Here is a 19649-nt window from a genome sequence, read left to right on the forward strand (position 1 = left end):
TGGGGTGGGGTGGGCTGGGGTGGAGCGCTGGCGGGCGGGTTTGGGTGGGGGTGGTTAGGGTCGGGGGGTGGAGCGGTTTCAGGTGGTGGGGGAGCGGGTTGTCGAGGCGTTGTTGGGGAGCCGTCCGGGGCTCGCCGGAACGGCGGGAGACCATCGGGTCGACGATCGGCTGCCGGACTTCTCGGGCGACGCGGTCGCGGCGGACCGGGCGATGCTCATCGACGCGGCGAGCGCCCTCGTCGAGATCGACCCCGACGACCTCGACGTCGAGGAGCGCGTCGACCACGCCCTGCTCTCCGCCCTGGTCGACCAGGAGCTGTTCGAGCTGACCGAGATCCGGGGGCACGAGTGGGACCCGCTCGTGCACAACCCCGGTCCACTGCTGCACGCCCTGCTGTCCCGCCCGTACGCGCCGGTGGAGGTGCGGTTGACCGCCCTCGCCGGCCGTCTCGCCGCCGTACCGGACGCGCTGGCGACCGCGCGCGCGACCTTGCGGGACATGCCCCGGGTGCACGCCGAGACGGCGGTCGGGCAGTTCACCGGTGTTGCCGCGCTGATCCGCGACGAGGTTCCCGCGTTGCTGGCGCACGCTCCCGCCGGCATCGGCCGGATCGAGCCGGCCGCCACCGCGGCGCTGGCCGCGCTCGACGAGTTCGTCGCCTGGCTGCGCGGCGGCCTGGCGGCCGACGCCGGCCCGGGTCGCGACCCCCGGCTCGGCCGGCGGCGCTGGGAGGCACGCCTGTGGCATGCGCTCGACACCGAGCTGGGTGCCGCCGAGATCCAGCGCCGGGCCTGGGCGAACCTCGACCGGGTCACCGACGAGATTCGTGCGGCGGCGGTCGAGCTGGTCGGCGGTCCGGCCGACGACGAGACCGTACGCCGGGCCCTCGACCTGCTCGCTGCCGAACATCCCGACGACCACACCATCGTCGACCTGGCCTCGATCACCCTGGACGAGGCGAGTGACTTCGTCCGCGCGCACGACCTGGTGACCGTGCCGGAGGATCCGTGCGCCATCCAGGTGATGCCGGAGTTCGCCCGGGGCGTGGCGGTGGCCTACTGCGATGCGCCAGGTGGTCTGGAGACGGCTGCCGTGCCGACGTTCTACTGCATCGCGCCGACGCCTGTGGACTGGCCCGCCCGCCGGGTGGAGTCGTTCTACCGCGAGTACAACGACCACATGATCCGCAACCTCACCGTGCACGAGGCGATGCCGGGCCACTTCCTCCAACTCGCCCACGCCCGACGATACGCCGGCTCCACCCGGGTACGGGCGTTGATCCGCTCCGGCCCGTTCGTCGAGGGGTGGGCGGTCTACGCCGAGGAGCTGATGGTCGGCCGCGGCTTCGCTGGCCTGCCGGTGCGGTTGCAGCAGCTGAAGATGCAGCTACGGATGACCCTCAACGCGCTGCTCGATCAGCTGACGCACGCCGAGGACCTGCCCGAGGCCGAGGCGATGGCGCTGCTGACCGGCCGCGGCTTCCAGGAGGAGGGCGAGGCGGCCGGCAAGTGGCGTCGCGCGCTGTTGACCTCGGCGCAGCTGTCGACGTACTTCGTCGGCTACAGCGAGGTGGCCGAGATCGCCGCCGCCCGACCGCATCACGTGTCGCTGCGGGACTGGCACGACCGGATGCTCGCCCACGGCAGTCCACCCCCGCGTCACCTGCGCACCCTGCTCGACCTGTAGGCCGCAGGCAGCCCGGCTGCCCGGGTTTGGATCACGGACCCTCGGTGCGTCGGTCCACCACGTCGGCGCCCGCCGGCAGGTCGAAGGCACCGCCGTCGACCTGATCGCGGAAGCGGCTCAGCGCCAACTCGACAGGTTGCCCGTCGACCTGCCCGGTGAAGCTGCCCAGCGCGCCCTCCCCGGTGACGCAGGCGGTGAAGCTTTCCGCGGCCTGTCGTACGTCGACACAGGTCGCGTGGTGGCCGACGACAGTGCTGCTGCGCTCGGTGATGACCGCGTCCGGATCCAGCGCCGCGGCGGTCAGTCGACCCATCACCATCGGAGGAGTGACCAGCCCCTGTAGCTCGGCCTCGGCGAAGACCACGACCGAGGGCTTGCTGTTGGGCGCGGGCGGTTCCTCCAGGGTGCAGACCGGCCGGTCGCCGTCGGTGTCGCACCGGGTGGTCGCTTCGTCGGTGACGGTCAGCTTTCCGCCGGGCCAGGTGTAGCTGGACCGGGCCGGGTCCTGTGACTGGACGAACGAGGCGCTCCGCCCGCCGGGAAGCTGGTACTCCGCCGAGTAGGTCAGCTCCAGTGCCCGGTCCATCCGCGCGGCGAGGTCGTTGACGATGTCGGATCGCCCCATGGCCCGGCCGGCATCGTCCAGAGCCTGACAGCCGGTAACGGTGAGCAACGCGATGACCGACACAGCGAGCGTACGGAGAGTGGTCGAGGCGGCGGGCATGGCGACCAGCCTTGTCGATCGGGTCCCGCTCGTGCAAACCGGTTGCCGGTTGAGGTACGAGAATCCGGGAATGTCCGACCCGTCGGGTACCGGAGCGTGGTCGTTGACCCGCCCGGTCGCCGTGCCGGGCAGCGGGGACCGATACGCTGCGTTCAACACCTGCCGCTGCCGCACCGTCGCGGCCCAAACCGGACGAGACCACACGAACGAGGAGCGACTCAGTGGCAACCATCGAGGTAATCGAGGCTCGGGAGATCCTGGACTCGCGGGGCAACCCGACGGTCGAGGTCGAGGTCGGGCTCGACGACGGCACGATCTCCCGGGCGGCGGTGCCCTCCGGCGCCTCCACCGGCGCCTTCGAGGCGATCGAGCTGCGCGACGGTGACAAGGGCCGCTACCTGGGCAAGGGAGTGGAGAAGGCGGTCGCCAACATCGAGGACCGGATCGTCGACCAGCTGATCGGCTACGAAGCCAGCGAGCAGCGGGCGATCGACCAGAAGATGCTCGACATCGACGGCACCGACAACAAGGCCGAGCTGGGCGCAAACGCGATCCTCGGGGTGTCCCTGGCGGTGGCGAAGGCCGCGGCCGGCAGCGCCGACCTGAGCCTCTTCCGCTACCTGGGCGGGCCGAACGCACACCTGCTGCCGGTGCCGATGATGAACATCCTCAACGGTGGGGCGCACGCCGACAGCAACGTCGACATCCAGGAGTTCATGATCGCGCCGATCGGCGCGCCGAGCTTCCGGGAGGCGCTGCGCTCCGGCGCCGAGGTCTACCACGCGCTCAAGTCGGTGCTGAAGAAGAAGGACCTGTCGACCGGGCTCGGCGACGAGGGCGGCTTCGCGCCGAACCTGCCGACCAACGCCGCCGCGCTGGACCTGATCGCCGAGGCGGTGGAGAAGGCCGGCTACCGGCTCGGCACCGACATCGTCTTCGCCCTCGACGTGGCCGCCACCGAGTTCTTCGCCGACGGCAGCTACACCTTCGAGGGCGCGGCCAAGAGCGCCGCGGAGATGAGCGAGTACTACACCAAGCTGGCCGACGCGTACCCGATCGTCTCCATCGAGGACCCGCTGGCCGAGGACGACTGGACCGGCTGGCAGACGCTGACCGGGGCGATCGGCGACCGGGTCCAGATCGTCGGCGACGACCTGTTCGTCACCAACCCGCAGCGCATCGCCCGGGGCATCGCCGAGCAGGCGGCCAACGCGGTGCTCGTCAAGGTCAACCAGATCGGCTCGCTCACCGAGACGCTCGACGCGGTGGACCTGGCCCACCGGGCCGGCTTCAAGTGCATGATGAGCCACCGCTCCGGCGAGACCGAGGACACCACCATCGCCGACCTGGCGGTGGCCACCGGTTGCGGCCAGATCAAGACCGGTGCCCCGGCGCGGTCGGACCGGGTCGCGAAGTACAACCAGCTGCTGCGGATCGAGGAGGAGCTGGCCGACGCGGCGCGGTACGCCGGGGCGGGCGCGTTCCCGCGCTACCGTTCCGCCTGACGGATGCCGTACCTCGGGGGAGGGGTGTGATGCAGCAGCGCCGCACGCCGGGTGGTCAGCGTCCGGTCCGTCGGCCGGCCCGCGCCGGCCGGCCTGGCACGGCCCGCGACGGCGGTGTCCGCGCCGAGTCGCGGTCCGCCGCCGGCCGGGCGCCGTCGGCCGCCCGAGGCGCCGAGGGCGTACGCTCCGCGAAGCGCCCCGCCGCCGCCCGGCGCACGGCTGCCGGTGGTGCGGTGACGCGGCTGTCCGCACCCCGATCCCGAGGTCTCACCGGCCGGGCCACAGTGCTGTTCGCGGTGCTGATCGCGCTCGCCCTGGCCTACACCTATCCGGTCCGGGTCTACCTGGATCAGCAGGCCGACATCGAGCGGATGGAGGCTGCGCAGGCGGCCCAGCGGAAGCTGATCGCCGAGCTGACCACCCAGGCGGAGAAGTGGCAGGACGAGGCGTACATCGAGACCCAGGCCCGGGAGCGGTTCTTCATGCGGCGGCCCGGTGAGAAGATGCTCATTCTGCTCGACGACCCGGCCGGCGCGGCCCGCGAGGCGGGCACCGAGCAGGGTCCGGCCGCTCCGGTCACCCCCGACCCCTGGTACGACACTCTCTGGTCCAGTGTCCGGGCCGCCGACGCCCACCAGACCGAAGACTGAGCACCCGACGAGAGATGGCATCGTGACTGTCGTACCACCGCAGGAGCCGGCGGCGGCCTCCGTACCCGCGCCCAAGCGGGAGCTGGCCACGGAGGCCGATCTGGCCGGGGTGGCCGCGCAGCTCGGACGCCCGCCCCGAGGCACCCGGGCGGTGGCCCACCGGTGCCCGTGCGGCCTGCCCGACGTGGTGGAGACGACTCCCCGGCTGGCCGACGGCACCCCCTTCCCGACGCTGTTCTACCTGACCTGCCCCCGGGCGACCGCGGCGTGCAGTCGGCTGGAGTCGGCCGGCCTGATGAAGGAGATGGCGGAGCGGCTGGCCACCGACCCGGAGCTGGCCGCCCGGTACCGCGCCGCCCACGAGGACTACCTGGCCCGGCGGGACGCCATCGCCGAGGTGCCCGAGATCGCCGGTATCTCGGCCGGCGGGATGCCCGGCCGGGTCAAGTGCCTGCACGTCCAGCTCGGCCACGCGCTCGCCGTCGGGCCGGGGGTGAACCCGTTCGGCGACGAGACGCTCGACCTGGTCGAACCGTGGTGGACGACCGGACGCTGCGTCGACGTCCCGGAGGCCGGGTGAGCGAGGGCGACGTCATGGTCCGGCGGGCCCGGACCGCCGATGTGCGGGCGATCCGACAGCTGGTCGACACCTACACCGACGATCGCCGTCTGCTCAGCAAGGCCACGGTCACCCTGTACGAGGACGTGCAGGAGTTCCGGGTCGCCAGCCGGGTCTCCGACGGTGCGGTGGTGGGCTGCGGCGCGCTGCACGTGATGTGGGAGGACCTCGCCGAGATCCGTACGGTGGCGGTCGATCCCCGCTGCCGGGGCCAGCGGATCGGGCACCGGATCGTCGCGGAGCTGATCGACGCGGCACGGGAGCTGGGGGTGGCCCGTATCTTCGTGCTGACCTTCGAGACCCGGTTCTTCGGCACGTTCGGCTTCACCGAGATCGACGGTGCCCCGGTGCCGCATCCGGTCTACGAACAGCTCCTGCGTTCGTACGACGAGGGTGTCGCGGAGTTCCTCGACCTGGAACGCGTCAAGCCGAACACGCTGGGCAACACCCGCATGCTGCTACGCCTCTGATGGCGCATCGGCCCAGTTTACGGGTGCGGCGGTAGGGTTTCGGCGTGACGACTCGTGTGGCGGCCATCGACTGTGGCACCAATTCGATCCGGTTGCTGATTGCGGATCTGCCGGATCCGTCGGCGGAGCCGGGCGCCCCGCTTGTCGACCGGAGCCGGCGGATGGAGATCGTCCGGCTCGGTCAGGGGGTGGACGCCACCGGCCGGCTCGCTCCGGAGGCGATCGAGCGGACCCGGGTCGCGCTCGCCGACTACGCCGCCGAAATCGACAAGCTGGGTGCCGAACGGGTACGGATGTGTGCCACGTCGGCCAGCCGGGACGCGGAGAACGCGGCCGACTTCCGCGCCATGGTCGAGCAGACGCTCGGCGTCGCGCCGGAGGTGGTCAGCGGGGACGAGGAGGCGCGGCTGTCGTTCACCGGAGCGGTGCGCGGCCTGCCCGCCGACGCGCCGTCGCCGTACCTGGTGCTGGACATCGGTGGTGGGTCGACCGAGTTCGTCGTCGGCACCCGGGACGGTGGGGTCGACGCCGCGATCTCCATGGACATCGGCTGCGTCCGGATGACGGAGCGGCACCTGCACGGCGACCCGCCGAGCCTGGACGAGATCGCCGCCGCCCAAGCTGACATCGCGGTTGCGGTGGATCGGGCGCTGACGGCAGTGCCGGGACGGGAGGCGGCCACGCTTGTCGGGCTCGCCGGCTCGGTCACCACCGTGGTCGCGATCGCCGAGGGCCTCACCGGGTACGACCCGGCCCGCATTCATCACGCCCGGGTGTCGTACGACCGGGTGGCGGAGGTGACCGCCGACCTGCTGGCCATGACGCGCGAGCAGCGGCTGGCCATCCCGGTGATGCATCCCGGCCGCGCGGACGTGATAGGTGCCGGCGCGTTGGTGCTCCGCGTCGCCATGGAGCGGGCCGGCATGGCCGCGGTGGTCGCCTCCGAGCACGACATCCTCGACGGCATCGCCTGGAGTCTCGCAAACGCGAACGGGAGGTATCGGCGCTAGCGCGAACAGGAGGTGAATGCCACTGTTCCGGCATCTTCCCGGCGGTGGTCACCGCGTGGCAGGCTACCCGCACGTAGGACCACTGGGCGACCAGCCAACGATGACTGACCGCTAGGAGGACGGGCCGATGGGCGAGATGGTGACCTACCGTGGTGATGGCGGCACGGGTGAGGGATATCTCGCGATACCTGCCACCGGCGCGGCAAGCCCGGCAGTGATCGTGATTCAGGACTGGTGGGGCCTGGTGCCGCACATCAGGTCGGTGGTGGACCGTTTCGCCGAGGCGGGCTTCGTCGCCCTCGCCCCCGACTTCCGGCACGGTGGGCCGGCTGGGAAACCGAGTGAGCCGCGACGCCTGCTCAACGGGCCACAGATGGACGAGACGGCGCGGGAGATCGCCGCCGCCGCCGACTACCTCGCCGGCCGGGTCGAGGTCACCGGCAAGGTGGGCTGCGCCGGCTTCTGCGCCGGAGCCAGTCTGGCGCTGTGGGCAGCGAACTTCTCCGAGCGGATCGTCGCCACCGCCGCCTTCTATCCCCGGTTGCCCTGGGAGGGCATGCGTACCGAGTGGACCGACTACGCGGGCAAGGACGCGCTGGTGCACTGCTCCGAGGCGGACGGCACCTCCGCGGACCCGGGTGTCCAGGCGGTACGCCGGGCAATCGAGAGCTCCGGCGGCAATTGCCAACTGCACGACTACCCGGGCACCGCGCACGCCTTCTTCAATGAGGACCGGCCCGAGAAGTTCGACCAACGGGCCGCCACCAGCGCCTGGGCGCGCACCCTGGAACTCTTCCGGGCCAAGCTTGGCTGAGTCGCGTACCCCCGTCGAAGTCGTCGCCCGCGCCGCCCGGGCGACGGATCTGGCCGACCTGGACGATGCTGTCGCCGACTGTTTCGCCTGCCCCCGGCTGGTCGACTGGCGGGAGGAGGTCGCCCGCACGAAGCGGGCGGCCTTCCGCGATCAGGAGTACTGGGGACGGCCGGTGCCCGGCTTCGGCGATCCGACGGCCCGGATCGGCATCCTCGGGCTGGCCCCGGCCGCGCACGGCGGCAACCGCACCGGTCGGATCTTCACCGGCGACCGGTCCGGTGACGTGCTCTTCGCCGCCCTGCACCGGGCCGGCCTGGCCAACCAGCCGACGAGTGTGGCCGCCGACGACGGACTGGCGCTGCGCGAGACGAGGATCTTCGCCGCCGTACGCTGCGCCCCACCGGAGAACAAGCCCACCCCGGGCGAGCGGGACACCTGCGCGCCCTGGCTGCATCGGGAGGTCGAGCTGATCCGGCCGACGCTGCGGGTGGTGGTGGCGCTGGGTGCTTTCGCCTGGGCCGCGTGGTGGCCGGCGTTACGCGCCGGGTACGGCGTCCCTCCGCCCAGCCCGCGACCGTCGTTCGGGCATGGGGCACACTGGTCCGGCACGGCCGGACCGGAACTGCTCGGTTGTTACCACGTCAGCCAGCAGAACACCTTCACCGGCCGGCTGACACCAGAGATGCTGGACGATGTGTTCGCCCGGGCGAAACTGCTGGCCGGGGTGGACTGAGGCGGCGGGGCGATGACGATGGCGGACGGTACGCGTACCGTCCGCCGTACGCCCCGATGGCCCGGAGGTAACCGATGGACGTGCTTCGCAGCTGGTGGCCGGTGACGGCGGTGATCGCCCTGCTGGCCGCCGTCACCCTGGCCACCGCGCACTCGTCGATCGGCGCGAGCCGGATACCGCCCGCCGTCAAGGATGCGCCCTTCGTGTTGGAGTACCCGAGTGGGGAGCCGCGTCCGTCGATCCCGGCCGAGCCCCGCGAGGCCGCCGAGGAGACCCGGACCCGGATTCCGTCCTGGCTCGGCGCGGTAGCGGTCGCGGTGCTCGGGCTGGCGCTGCTCGCCGCCCTCAGCTATCTGCTCTGGACCGTGGCGCGGGGGGTGGCGCGTCGGGTCACCCGGGCACTGCCCGCGCAGCCGACCCGGCGCAGCGCCGAAGGTACCGCCGCGGAGGTGGTGGCGGCCGTCGACGCCGGCCTGGTCGACCTGGACGACCGCGCCACCGACCCGCGGACCGCGGTGATCGCCTGCTGGGTACGCCTCGAAGAGGCCGCGGCCGTCGCCGGGGTGCCCCGGCTGACCGGCGACACCCCCACCGACCTGGTCACCCGGCTGCTTCGTGGTGACCCGTCCACCGGCGTGCCGGCGATCGTGAGCGCCGACGTGCTGGCCGAGTTCGCGGACGTCTACCGCGAGGCCCGGTACGCCACCCGCCCGGTGGACGAACGGACCAGGGACCAGGCCCGGGCGGCGCTGCGCCGGTTGCGCGGCGAACTGACCGCACTGGCCGAGCGGGAGCCGACGTGAGCAGCACGAGCATCGACGACCTGCTCAGCTTCTCCGAGGAGCGGCCGATCCAGTCCGAGCCGCGCCGGGGCGGGCGGCTGCGTACCGTCGCCGGCGTGCTCGGTGTCACCGCTGCGGTGACCGTGGTGGCCATCGCCGGGCTGCGCGCGGTCGGCCTGCGGGTGTCGTTGCTGGTGCTGGTCGCTGCCGTGGTCGCGCTGCTGGTGGTACGCCGGATCGTCGCCACCCTCGCCCCACCACCGAAATCCGGCCAGGGCGGTTCGTCGTCGCGGGGTGGTGAGGAGCCGGGCACCTACAACTGGGACGCCCGGGACGCGCTGCGAGCGGCGATCAACGGTTGGGCGACTCCCCTGGAGTGGTCCAAGACCCGCCCCGAACGGTTCACCACTGTGATCCTGCCCCGCCTGGCCGAGCTGGCGGACGAGCGGATGCGCCTGAAGCACGGCGTCACCCGCGAGTCGGATCCGGCCCGGGCCCGCGCCCTGCTGGGCGATGACCTGTCGACGTTCCTGGAAACCCCACCCCGCCGCACCCCTTCGCCGCGCGACCTCGCGGCGATCGTCGCCGAACTGGAGAAAATCTGATGAACGACGTCGGCCGGACGATGCCCCCCGCCGAGGTAGGTCGCCTCGCCCGGGCCGTACTGGACGCGGTGGGTCAGGTCGTGGTCGGCAAACGGGACGCCCTGGAGTTGGTGCTGGCCGGCATCCTCGCCGGCGGCCACGTGCTGCTCGAAGATCTGCCGGGGCTGGGCAAGACACTCACCGCGCGCTCCTTCGCCCAGGCGTTGGGCCTTGATTTCCGGCGCCTCCAGTTCACCCCCGACCTGCTGCCCGCCGACGTCACCGGCTCGTTCCTCTACGACCAGCGCAGCGGTGACTTCACCTTCCGGGCCGGGCCGGTCTTCACCAACCTGCTGCTCGCCGACGAGATCAACCGGACCCCGCCGAAAACTCAGTCGGCCCTGCTGGAGGCGATGCAGGAGAAGCAGGTGTCGGTGGAGGGCGTGACGTACCGGCTGGACGAGCCGTTCCACGTGCTCGCCACCGCCAACCCCATCGAGTACGAGGGCACCTATCCGTTGCCGGAGGCGCAGCTGGACCGGTTCCTGCTGCGGGTGTCGTTCGGCTACCCGGCGCAGGACGAGGAATGGGAGGTGCTGCGTCGGCGGATGGCGCGCCGCCGGGAGGAGGCCGACATCAAACCGGTGGTCGACGCCGGCACGCTGCGCGCCATGCAGGCGGCGTTGGAGGACGTCGTGGTGGAGGACTCGGTGGGCCGGTACATCGTGGCGTTGACCGCGGCCACCCGCGAGCACCCGTCGGTGCTGGTGGGCGCCTCGCCGCGGGGCTCGCTGGCGCTGATGTTGCTGTCCCGGGTGCGGGCGGTGCTCTCCGGGCGGGACTACGTGGTTCCCGAGGACGTCAAGGACGTCGCTGCCCCGGCGCTGGCCCACCGGATCACGTTGCGGCCCGAGATGTGGCTGCGTCGGGTCGATCCGTCCTTCGTGGTCGGTGAGGTTCTCGACGGCACCCCGGCGCCGGCCAGTGGCGCGCTGCCCAGCTACGCCGCCGGCCGGCCGGGAGACTGACCCGGCGTGAGCGAGCGGAGCGAGCGAACGGCACCCACCAACTGGACGCCCACCTGGGCGTTCGGTCGGGCGGTGCTGATCACCGGCCTGCTTCTGGTCGCCGCGGTGCTGCTGGGACGGGTGGATCTGATCGTGCTGGCCGTCCCGTTCGCGCTCGGCACCGCGTACGCGTTGCGACGCCGGCCCGTCGAACTGCCCCGGGTGTGGCTCAGCGCCGACGAGGACCCACTGGTGGAGGGCGGTGCGATGACCGGGACGGTCACCGTCGGCAACCCGGGCACGGTCCCCTACGACGTGGCGGTGCTGCGTACCCGGGTCTCACCGTGGTTGCGGGTCGAACGCGCGGGTGTCGCCGGCAGCACGGTCGTCGGCGCCGGCCGAGCCGCCGGTGCCGGTCGACCGACCGTGGCGGATCGACCGTTCGTCACGTCGGTCGCGCCGGACACCGCCGTCGACCTGGAGTTGGCCGGTACCGCGCTGCGGTGGGGTCGGCATCCGCTGGGCCCGGCCGGCGCCCGGGTGGCCGCCGCGCAGGGCCTGCTCGTCTCGCGTGCGGTGATCGTCGAACCGGTCCGGTCGAAGGTGTACCCGAAGACCGAGCCGTTCGAGGCGGTCGAGGTGATGCCCCGGGCCGCCGGCCTGGTCGGGGCCCACCACTCGCGTCGTCCCGGTGAGGGAGGCGAACTCGCCGGGGTGCGGGTCTTCGCCCCCGGTGACCGGTTGCGCCGCATCGACTGGCGGGTGTCGCTGCGGGCCCGGCAACTGCACGTGGCGGCCACTCTCTCCGACCGGGACGCCGAAGTGGTCGTGCTGCTCGACGTGCTGGCCGAGGCGGGTCGCTCCGGTGGGGTCACCGGCACGGCGTCGGTGTTGGACACCACGGTCCGGGCGGCCGCCGCCATCGCCGAGCACTACCTGCACCGGGGTGACCGGGTGGCGCTGCTGGAGTACGGCCCGAGTGCCCGGCGGCTGCGCCCGGCAACCGGACGACGGCAGTACCTGACCGTGCTGGAGTGGCTGTTGGACGTGAAGGCCCAGTCCTCCCCGCACGAGCCGTACGACCACGTGTTCGGCCCGCAACTGCTCTCCGCGGACGCGTTGGTGGTGGTGCTCACCCCGCTGCTGGAGGAGCGGTCCGCCCAGATGCTGGCCCGGTTGGCCCGTTCGGGGCGGTTCGTGGTGGCCGTCGACACGCTTCCGGCGGACCTGTCACCACCGAAGGATCGGGGCTGGGCCGAGGTGGCGTACCGGCTGTGGCGACTGGACCGGGACACGATGATCGCGCAGTTGCGGGAGCACGGGGTGCCGGTGGTGCCGTGGGCCGGCGCCGGCAGTCTCGACCAGGTGCTGCGCGACGTGGCGAGGCTGGCCACCGCCCCCCGGGTGGGTGGCCGGTGATGGGGGCGGTCATCGGGCGGGTTCGGGCGTTGCGGACCGTCGCGGCACGGATCTCCCTGGCTCCCGTGCTGGTCCGGGTGGGGATCTTCCTCAGCGCACTTGTGGGGTTGCTGCTGGCCTATCCCGCCGAGGTGGTGGCGGGGGAGGCGCTGGGCCCGCTGGTGGCGGTCGCGGTGCTGCCGGCGGTTCTGCCGCGCCGGCTCTGGCCGACCTTCGCCGCCCTGGTCACGGTCGGCGGATGGCTGCTCGCCACCGACGGATATGACCGACCTATCGCGTTGTGGCGGCTGATGGCGGTGGCCGGGGCGCTCTACCTCACCCATACGCTCTGCGCGCTGGTGGCGGTGTTGCCGTACGACGCCGTGGTGGATCCGGACGTGATAGTGCGTTGGCTCACCCGGGCCGCCGGAGTGTTGCTCGCCACGTCGGTGCTCGGCGTGCTGCTGCTCGAACTCTCCGGCGCCCGGGCCGGCGGTGGCGGCTGGCAGGCGGTCACCCTGGCCGGTCTGTTGCTGGCCGTCGGGATGACCGCGTTGCTGGCTGGGCTGCTGCGACGCAGGTGATCGCGGGGCCGCCGAGGTCCGAGTGACAAGCGGTGTGCCCGCGTCCAGGGTGGCGACATCGGCCGGCGTTACCGGGGTCACAGCCGCCTTGTGCTCGGTCACAGAAGGGGGCCGCACCCGGGATTACCGCTGTCGGTGGGGGAAAGATGGTAGGCGTGAATCCGAAGCGGATCCTTGTGGTGGGCGCCGGGCACGTCGGTCTCTACGCGGCGCTGCGCCTGTCGAAGAAGCTGAGTCCCCGTGAGGCTGAGGTCGTCGTCGTCGACCCCCAGCCGCACATGACGTACCAGCCTTTCCTGCCCGAGGCTTCGGCGGGAAACATCTCCCCACGGCACTCCGTGGTGCCGCTGCGTCGGGAGTTGCGCCGGTGCAAGGTGGTGGCCGGTGCGGTCACCCGGATCGACCACGCGAGTAAGACCGCCACGGTGCAGCCGATCATCGGCCCGCCCCGCGAGATCACCTATGACCACGTGGTGGTCGCCCCCGGCTCGGTCTCCCGGACCCTGCCCATCCCCGGCCTGCACGAGCACGGCATCGGCTTCAAGACCATCGGTGAGGCCATCTATCTGCGCAACCACGTGCTCGAACAGCTCGACGTGGCCGCCGCCACCACCGACCCGGAGGTACGCCGTCGGGCGCTGACCTTCGTCTTCGTCGGCGGCGGGTACGCCGGCATCGAGGCGCTGGCCGAGATGGAGGACATGGCCCGCCACGCGCTGAAGTACTACCCGGAGCTGAACACGTCGGACATGCGGTGGGTGCTGGTCGAGGCCACCCAGCGGGTGCTCCCGGAGGTCGACCGGGACATGGGCGCCTACACGGTGCAGCAGTTGCTGAAGCGGGACATGGATATCCGGCTCGACACCCGGCTGGAGTCCTGCGTCGACGGGGTGGTCAAGCTCTCCGACGGGGACAGCTTCAGCGCGGACACCATCGTCTGGACCGCCGGGGTGAAGCCGTCGCCGATGCTGGACGCGACCGACTTCCCCCGCGAGGAGCGGCGCCGGGTCACCTGCCTGCCGACGTTGCAGGTGGTCGACGGTGACCGCGTGGTCGAGGGCGCCTGGAGCGCCGGCGACTGCGCCGCCGTACCTGATCTGACCAAGCCGCCGGGCAACTACTGCTCGCCGAGCGCACAGCACGCGGTACGGCAGGCCCAGCGGATGGCCGACAACATCGTCGCCGTGATCCGGGGCCGTGCGCCGGTGCCCTACAAGCACAAGCACGCCGGCAGCGTGGCCAGCCTTGGCCTGCACAAGGGTGTGGCTCAGGTCTACGGCATCAAGATGACCGGCTGGCCGGCGTGGTTCATGCACCGGACTTACCACATGAGCCGGATTCCGTCGCTGAACCGGAAGGTCCGGGTCGTGGTCGACTGGACGCTGGCGTTCGTGCTCAAGCGCGAGGTGGTGGCCCTCGGCCAGTTGCACGACCCGCGCGAGGAGTTCGCCGAGGCGTCCCAGCCACCGTCGAAGGTGTGAGCGCACGTGGGGTGCCGATGGCTCCCCACGTGCTCAGACCCGCCAGTACCAGGCGTCGGTGAGTCGGGTCGAAGGTCCGTAGAGCGCCTCCAACGTCAGCCGCAGACTGTCGGCGTGCGCGGTGTCGGCCGCCAGCACCACGCACGAGGCGCCCCAGTGCGCGACGTCCTGCGTGGCGCGGCGGCGCTGCTCGTCCCCGACGACGGGCCGAAGGCCGCTGCGGGCCACGTCGGCCAGCAGGGCGGAGGTGGGTCGGGGGGCGACGCCCATCGCGGCGCTGCCGCCCCGGCCGTGCGGGCCGATGAAGAAACCCTGCGGCATGCTGAACTCGGCGTTGACGGCGGTCGCCCAGCGCATCGGCCAAGGTTCCTTGGGGGTGGCCAGCGGCACCGGTACCAGGACGCCGCCCGGCTCGACACAGGTCTTCCAGTGGCCTGCGGTGATGAACTCCGGAACCGGCGGGCGTTGTGCGGTGGGCAGCGGCGCGGGGAGCAGCGGTACCACCGCCACGGCGACCGCGACCAGCGTGAGCCGGCGGGCACGGCCCGCGCCGCGCAGCGCCCGGTCGACCGCCAGCACCAGCAGCGTCGCCATCAGCGGCGGTACGGCCAGGGCGAACCGCATCGGTAGCGCGCCGTCGACCACCGGCACCCCGCCGAGCAGTGCGTACGGCCCGGGCAGGCCGGAGCCTTCGCCGTCGAGAACCACCTCGGGGCCGAGCGACAGCGCACCCATCACGAGAATTCCGGCGGCGCAGGCCAGCACCAGCGGGCGGCGTCCCAGCCAGGCGGCGCAACCGACGGTGACCACCAGCAGCGGCCAACCCAGGAAGGTGTTGTACTCGGCCGGGCCGGTGCTCAGCTGGGCGGAACGGTCGTCGCCGAGCATCGAGAGCGGCGAGATCGCCCACCAACTTCGCAGGTCGGCCGAGAAGTAGTGCGGGCTGAACATGCCGTCGGCGACGCCGAGAGGCCCGGCGAACTGGAACCACAGCGGACGGGCGAGCACCAGCAGGGCCGTACCGGTGGCGAGGGCCATCGCGCCGGCGAAGGCGGGCATCGCCCGGCGGGCCAGATCGCGGTCTGTAATGATCATCGTGACCGCCATCACCAGCAGGGTGAGCGCGGCGAGGAACAGCACCTCCTCGCCGATGAACACCTGGGCGGACACAGCGGCGGCGAGCCCGATCGCGGAGGTGATCAGCCGACGTCGGCGCGGCTCGGCGGCGGGCAGGCCACCCGGTCCGGGGCGGGCGGCGGGATCGGCGGCCCGTAGCAGGCGTACCACCAGCCAGACGATGACCGGCAGCAGCCACTGCGCCGTCATGTGCAGGTGGCTGTTGCTCTGGGACACCATGCCAGGAGCGAAGCCGCACAGCCCACCGCCCAGCGTCGCGGCGGCCCGGTGAACCCGCAGCGTACGGCTGAACAGGAGGTACCAGGCGGTCGCGGTGCCGGCCAGGTTGACCGTTACCAGCAGGGCGAAGGTGACCGGAGCGCCGAACGCCAGGGTGACCGGGGCGCACAGCACACCGAGGGCGATGACCGACGTGTTGGCCATCAGATTGACCCCGACAGGGGCGTTGAGCCGGTCGGTGGACAGGCCGAAGTCGCCCAGCAGCGCCCGCGCGTCGACGGCCAGGAACCACTCGTAGAGCACCTGGTCCTCGGGGTTGAGGGCGAGCACCAGACCGGTCGGGTCGGCCCAGAGCCGGTGGGTGAGCGCGCCGGCGAGCGCCGCGTAGAAGAGCCCGACCAGCAGGTCGATCCGGTTCCGGCCGGTGCTTCGGACCAGCCGGGTCAGCCACCGTGCGGGTACCCGTACGACTTGGTGATCCGCCTGCGTTGCCGTGTCGTCGGTAGGGGCGAGAGGTGCGCGGCTGCTCACGGCCTCGACCCTAGTGGCGGTGCTCGGCGGGGGACGCCGCAGTGGCGACGAACCCGCTACCGTGGCACTGCACCGTACGTGCCGGCACGCCGGTGTCACCCGCCCGGGTGGTGGAAAGGCAGACACGGCCGCCTTAAAAGCGGCTGCCGCAAGGCGTGCGGGTTCGACCCCCGCCCCGGGCACCACCTCACGGAGGTCCGCGGCCGCGGGTTGACTGCCGCAAGATCGGTAAAGGGGCCGGAATCGCGCTGCTCGTCGTCGCGGTCCTGGCCCGGACGCTCCTGGACGACGCGATGGTCTCGATCAGTGACCTGTTCCGCGTCGGCACTCTGGGCTACGGTCTGGCCTTTCTCGTCCCGAGCTTGGTGCCGGTTCGACTCAGCTCTCAGCTTTCCCTCAGCTTGGCGATCTCCAAGGGCTGGCCGGGACGTTTACTCTTGTGTTGCACGTTGACGTGCAACGAGACCCCCTGAGGGAGGCCAGACAGTGAAGACTTCGAACCCGGTGCTCGCCCGGCTCGGTCAGGCGGCCGAGCGGGAGCGGGCCGCCGGGTACGCCCCGTCCGGGCCGTACGGACAGCCCGGCTACCCCCAGCAGGTTCCGCCGCAGGCCGGCTACCCGGGCGCGCCCGGCTTTCCGTCGGCCCCGCCGGCGGTCACCCCCATGTCGATCGACGACGTGGTGGTCAAGACGGTCACTCTCCTGGCCATCGTCGGCGTCGCCGCCGCAGCGGCGTGGGCGCTGGTGCCCGACGCGCTGCTCGGCGTCGCCTGGATCGGCGCGGCCATCGTCGGCCTGGTGCTCGGCCTGATCATCTCGTTCTCGCGGATGGCGAACCCGGCGCTCGTCGTCGCGTACGCCGTCGTCGAGGGTGTCCTCGTCGGCGCGGTGAGCAAGTTCTTTGAATCGCTGTACGAAGGCATCGTGCTCCAGGCGGTGACCGCAACATTCGGTGTCTTCTTCGTGATGGCCATGCTCTACAAGGCGCGGGTCATCCGGGCGACGCCGAAGTTCGTCAAGGGCATGATCGCGGTGATGGCGGGCCTGTTCGCCGTCATGCTGATCAATTTGGTGCTGGCGCTCTTCGGCGTCAACACCGGCCTGCGGGACGGCAGCCCGCTGGCCATCGGCTTCAGCATCGTCTGCATCGTGGTCGCCTCGCTGAGCTTCGTGCTCAGCTTCAAGGAGGTCGAGGACGGTGTCCGGATGGGCCTGCCGCAGCGCTACTCCTGGGTGGCCGCGTTCGGCATCCTGGTCAGCCTGATCTGGCTCTACATCGAGATGCTGCGCCTGCTGAGCTACTTCCAGGGCGACGACTGACCTCGCCGCCCACCGAACGACCGGCGCCCGCCCCACCCCGGGGCGGGCGCCGTCGTCTCCGCACCCCCGCCCCAGCCCTGTCGATCATGCACTTGTGGTCGCGCCATAACGGGCGGAAGGGGTGAATCGACGACCACAACTGCATGATCGGCGGGACGGTGGGGCGGGGGTGCGTAGGGTGTGGGGGTGGGGGTGGGGGTGGGGGTGGGGATGGATGTGGTGACGGTGGGGGTGGGGTGGGGATGGATGTGGTGACGGTGGGGGTGGGGGTGGGGGTGGTGCGGGGGGTGGAGCTGTTGGTGCGGCAGGTCAGTCACTGGCAGCAGCCACGGTGGTCGGCCGCGGCATCGGTCGGCAACGTGTCCCGGGCGGATCTGGTGCACCGGCTGGTGCAGGAGATCGCCAACCTCGCCGCGGACGCAGAGGGGCAGCCACGACGACTCGTACCCCGGCTCGACAACGACCTCGCCCTGCCCGACCAGCTCCGGGTGGTTGCCGCCGACCTACTCGCCGCGAACCCGAGCGAGGAGGCCCTGGCCCGGGCCGCTACCGAGGTGACCGCGACCCGTACCGCCCTCTAGCGACCGGGCCGAACCGAGCTGCGGCGCTCCTCAGAGACCGTCGGCCCGCCCAACGGCCCCACGCCCGCCCAACGGCCCCACGCCCGCCCAACGGCCCCACGCCCGCCCAACGGCCCCACGCCCGCCCAACGGCCCCACGCCCGCCCAACGGCCCCACGCCCGCCCAACGGCCCCACGCCCGCCCAACGGCCCCACGCCCGCCCAACGGCCCCACGCCCGCCCAACGGCCCCACGCCCGCCCAACGGCCCCACGCCCGCCCAACGGCCCCACGCCCGCCCAACGGCCCCACGCCCGCCCGACGACCCCTTCGGCTGCCCGACGACCCTTTTCGACTGCCCGATCCCCCTCGAGCAGTCCGACATGCGGCAAGTCGGGGTCTCCGGCCGAGCTGATGGCCCGAGTCGCCGCATGTCGCGGCCCGGTGACCGCGGCCCCGTGACGCGGCCCCCGTGACCGCGGGCCGGTGACCGCGGGCCGGTGACCGCTGGCCGCGGTTAGTGTCGGCTGCGGTCGGCCGCGCAGACCGGGGGCGGCGACTTTGTGCTGTCAGCTCAGGCGCTCGATGACCATCGCCATGCCCTGCCCTCCGCCGACGCACATGGTCTCCAGGCCGATGGTCTTGTCGTGCCACTGCAGGGCGTTGAGCAGCGTGCCGGTGATCCGGGCACCGGTCATCCCGAACGGGTGGCCGACGGCGATCGCGCCGCCCATCACGTTCAGCTTCTCCTCCGGGATGCCGAGCTGGCGGTACGACGGGATCACCTGGGCGGCGAACGCCTCGTTGATCTCGACCAGGTCGACGTCGTCGATGGTCATACCGGCGCGTGCGAGTGCCTGCCTGCTCGCTTCCACCGGGCCGAGGCCCATGATCTCGGGTGACAGCGCGGTGACACCTGTGGAGACGATCCGGGCCAGCGGAGTGATACCCAGTTCCTCGGCCCGCTGGGCGCTCATCACGACCACGGCGGCGGACCCGTCGTTGAGCGGGCAGCAGTTACCGGCGGTGATCCGGCCGTCCGGTCGGAAGACCGGCTTCAGCTCGGAGACCGCCGCCAGGGAGACCCCGGCTCGGGGGCCGTCGTCAGTGCTGACCACCGTGCCGTCGGGCGTGGTGACCGGGGTGATCTCACGGGCCCAGAAGCCGTCGGCGATCGCCTTCTCGGCCAGGTTCTGGCTGCGTACGCCGAAGGCGTCCATGTCGGCGCGGCTGACGTCGTACACCTGCGCGAGATTCTCGGCGGTCTGCCCCATGGCCAGGTAGACGTCGGGTAGCGCGTCCTTCTCACGCGGGTCGGTCCAGACCGGCGCGCCCGCCTCGGCACGAGCCTGGGAGCGTTCGCGGGCCGACGCGAAGCGCGGGTTCTCCCAGCCGCCGCCGAGCAGGGCCTGAGCCTCGGGCGGCAGGCCGTCGGAGCTGCCACGTGCGTAACGGGAGACCATTTCGACGCCGGCGGAGATGAAGACGTCGCCCTCACCGGCCCGGATCGCGTGCATGGCCATCCGCGTCGTCTGCAGCGAGGATGCGCAGTAGCGGGTGAGGGTCGCGCCGGGTAGGCCGTCGAGGCCCATCAGCACGGCGACCACGCGAGCCATGTTGAAACCCTGCTCGCCGCCGGGCAGGCCGCACCCGAGATAAAGGTCGTCAATCTGTCGCGGGTCGAGTTGCGGCACCTTGGCCAGGGCCGCCTGCACGATGGTGGCGGCCAGATCGTCCGGGCGGAGATCACGTAGGGACCCCTTGTGGGCCCGGCCGATGGGGGAGCGGGCGGTGGCGACGATGACGGCGTCGCGGGACGACTCAATCGGCATACC

General features: G+C 71.9%; 19 protein-coding genes and 1 tRNA gene. 17 read left to right on the forward strand and 3 right to left on the reverse strand.

The genetic code is table 11. From position 1 onward, the window contains the following. Positions 1–67: 67 nt before the first annotated feature. Positions 68–1687 carry a DUF885 domain-containing protein gene (locus O7601_RS10890; RefSeq protein ID WP_281566050.1) on the forward strand — a complete coding sequence of 540 codons (1620 nt, stop codon included), beginning with the start codon at positions 68–70 and terminating at the stop codon, positions 1685–1687. Positions 1688–1718: 31 nt separating this feature from the next. Here the strand turns inward: O7601_RS10890 and O7601_RS10895 are convergent, their stop codons facing one another. After that, positions 1719–2411 (reverse strand): hypothetical protein, encoded by a 693-nt coding sequence (locus O7601_RS10895; protein ID WP_281566051.1) that lies wholly within the window; start codon positions 2409–2411, stop codon positions 1719–1721. A 221-nt stretch (positions 2412–2632) separates the two neighbouring features. Between O7601_RS10895 and eno the strand changes: the two genes are divergently transcribed. From eno to O7601_RS10960, 13 genes are all read left to right on the forward strand, one after another. Next, on the forward strand, positions 2633–3916 hold the full coding sequence (gene eno / locus O7601_RS10900) for a phosphopyruvate hydratase (protein ID WP_281566052.1): 1284 nt from the start codon (positions 2633–2635) through the stop codon (positions 3914–3916). 29 nt (positions 3917–3945) lie between these two features. Beyond that, a complete protein-coding gene (locus O7601_RS10905) occupies positions 3946–4566 on the forward strand; it encodes a septum formation initiator family protein (RefSeq protein ID WP_281566053.1) in 621 nt (206 codons plus the stop codon). Between the two features lie 22 nt (positions 4567–4588). Beyond that, positions 4589–5146 (forward strand): DUF501 domain-containing protein, encoded by a 558-nt coding sequence (locus tag O7601_RS10910; RefSeq protein ID WP_281566054.1) that lies wholly within the window; start codon positions 4589–4591, stop codon positions 5144–5146. Between the two features lie 14 nt (positions 5147–5160). Continuing rightward, a complete protein-coding gene (locus O7601_RS10915; RefSeq protein WP_281566874.1) occupies positions 5161–5655 on the forward strand; it encodes an amino-acid N-acetyltransferase in 495 nt (164 codons plus the stop codon). Positions 5656–5711: 56 nt separating this feature from the next. Further along, positions 5712–6665 carry a Ppx/GppA phosphatase family protein gene (locus O7601_RS10920; protein ID WP_281566875.1) on the forward strand — a complete coding sequence of 318 codons (954 nt, stop codon included), beginning with the start codon at positions 5712–5714 and terminating at the stop codon, positions 6663–6665. 127 nt (positions 6666–6792) lie between these two features. After that, entirely contained in the window at positions 6793–7479 is a 687-nt protein-coding gene (locus tag O7601_RS10925; protein ID WP_281566055.1) for a dienelactone hydrolase family protein, read from the forward strand. After that, positions 7472–8212: a uracil-DNA glycosylase gene (locus O7601_RS10930; RefSeq protein ID WP_281566056.1), complete on the forward strand. Its 741-nt coding sequence runs from the start codon at positions 7472–7474 to the stop codon at positions 8210–8212. The genes O7601_RS10925 and O7601_RS10930 overlap by 8 nt, the downstream gene beginning before the upstream one ends. 74 nt (positions 8213–8286) lie before the next feature. Next, a complete protein-coding gene (locus O7601_RS10935) occupies positions 8287–9015 on the forward strand; it encodes a DUF4129 domain-containing protein (RefSeq protein WP_281566057.1) in 729 nt (242 codons plus the stop codon). Then, positions 9012–9599: a hypothetical protein gene (locus O7601_RS10940; protein ID WP_281566058.1), complete on the forward strand. Its 588-nt coding sequence runs from the start codon at positions 9012–9014 to the stop codon at positions 9597–9599. Before O7601_RS10935 ends, O7601_RS10940 begins: the two co-directional genes overlap by 4 nt. After that, positions 9599–10606 (forward strand): MoxR family ATPase, encoded by a 1008-nt coding sequence (locus O7601_RS10945; RefSeq protein WP_281566059.1) that lies wholly within the window; start codon positions 9599–9601, stop codon positions 10604–10606. The genes O7601_RS10940 and O7601_RS10945 overlap by 1 nt, the downstream gene beginning before the upstream one ends. Before the next feature lie 6 nt (positions 10607–10612). Then, the gene (locus O7601_RS10950; RefSeq protein WP_281566060.1) at positions 10613–12004 is read left to right on the forward strand and encodes a DUF58 domain-containing protein; all 1392 of its coding nucleotides are present in this window, start codon (positions 10613–10615) and stop codon (positions 12002–12004) included. Then, entirely contained in the window at positions 12004–12567 is a 564-nt protein-coding gene (locus O7601_RS10955) for a hypothetical protein (RefSeq protein ID WP_281566061.1), read from the forward strand. The genes O7601_RS10950 and O7601_RS10955 overlap by 1 nt, the downstream gene beginning before the upstream one ends. 155 nt (positions 12568–12722) lie before the next feature. Further along, positions 12723–14048 carry an NAD(P)/FAD-dependent oxidoreductase gene (locus O7601_RS10960; protein ID WP_093406382.1) on the forward strand — a complete coding sequence of 442 codons (1326 nt, stop codon included), beginning with the start codon at positions 12723–12725 and terminating at the stop codon, positions 14046–14048. A gap of 33 nt (positions 14049–14081) precedes the next feature. On the opposite strand, the gene O7601_RS10965 is transcribed toward O7601_RS10960, so the two are convergent. Next, positions 14082–15935, reverse strand: coding sequence for a hypothetical protein (locus O7601_RS10965; protein ID WP_281566062.1), 1854 nt, complete (start codon positions 15933–15935; stop codon positions 14082–14084). Positions 15936–16036: 101 nt separating this feature from the next. Between O7601_RS10965 and O7601_RS10970 the strand changes: the two genes are divergently transcribed. The 3 genes from O7601_RS10970 to O7601_RS10980 all read left to right on the forward strand — a co-directional run bounded on the left by O7601_RS10970 (position 16037) and on the right by O7601_RS10980 (position 17836). Further along, positions 16037–16120, forward strand: a tRNA-Leu gene (locus tag O7601_RS10970). Positions 16121–16421: 301 nt separating this feature from the next. Further along, positions 16422–17255 carry a Bax inhibitor-1/YccA family protein gene (locus O7601_RS10975; RefSeq protein ID WP_281566063.1) on the forward strand — a complete coding sequence of 278 codons (834 nt, stop codon included), beginning with the start codon at positions 16422–16424 and terminating at the stop codon, positions 17253–17255. A 242-nt stretch (positions 17256–17497) separates the two neighbouring features. Beyond that, on the forward strand, positions 17498–17836 hold the full coding sequence (locus O7601_RS10980) for a hypothetical protein (protein ID WP_281566064.1): 339 nt from the start codon (positions 17498–17500) through the stop codon (positions 17834–17836). A 547-nt stretch (positions 17837–18383) separates the two neighbouring features. Here O7601_RS10980 and O7601_RS10985 read toward each other — a convergent pair. Then, entirely contained in the window at positions 18384–19646 is a 1263-nt protein-coding gene (locus tag O7601_RS10985; protein ID WP_281566065.1) for an acetyl-CoA C-acetyltransferase, read from the reverse strand. Between the last annotated feature and the right edge of the window lie 3 nt (positions 19647–19649).

The sequence above is a fragment of the Verrucosispora sp. WMMD573 genome, assembly GCF_027497175.1.
GTDB lineage: Bacteria > Actinomycetota > Actinomycetes > Mycobacteriales > Micromonosporaceae > Micromonospora.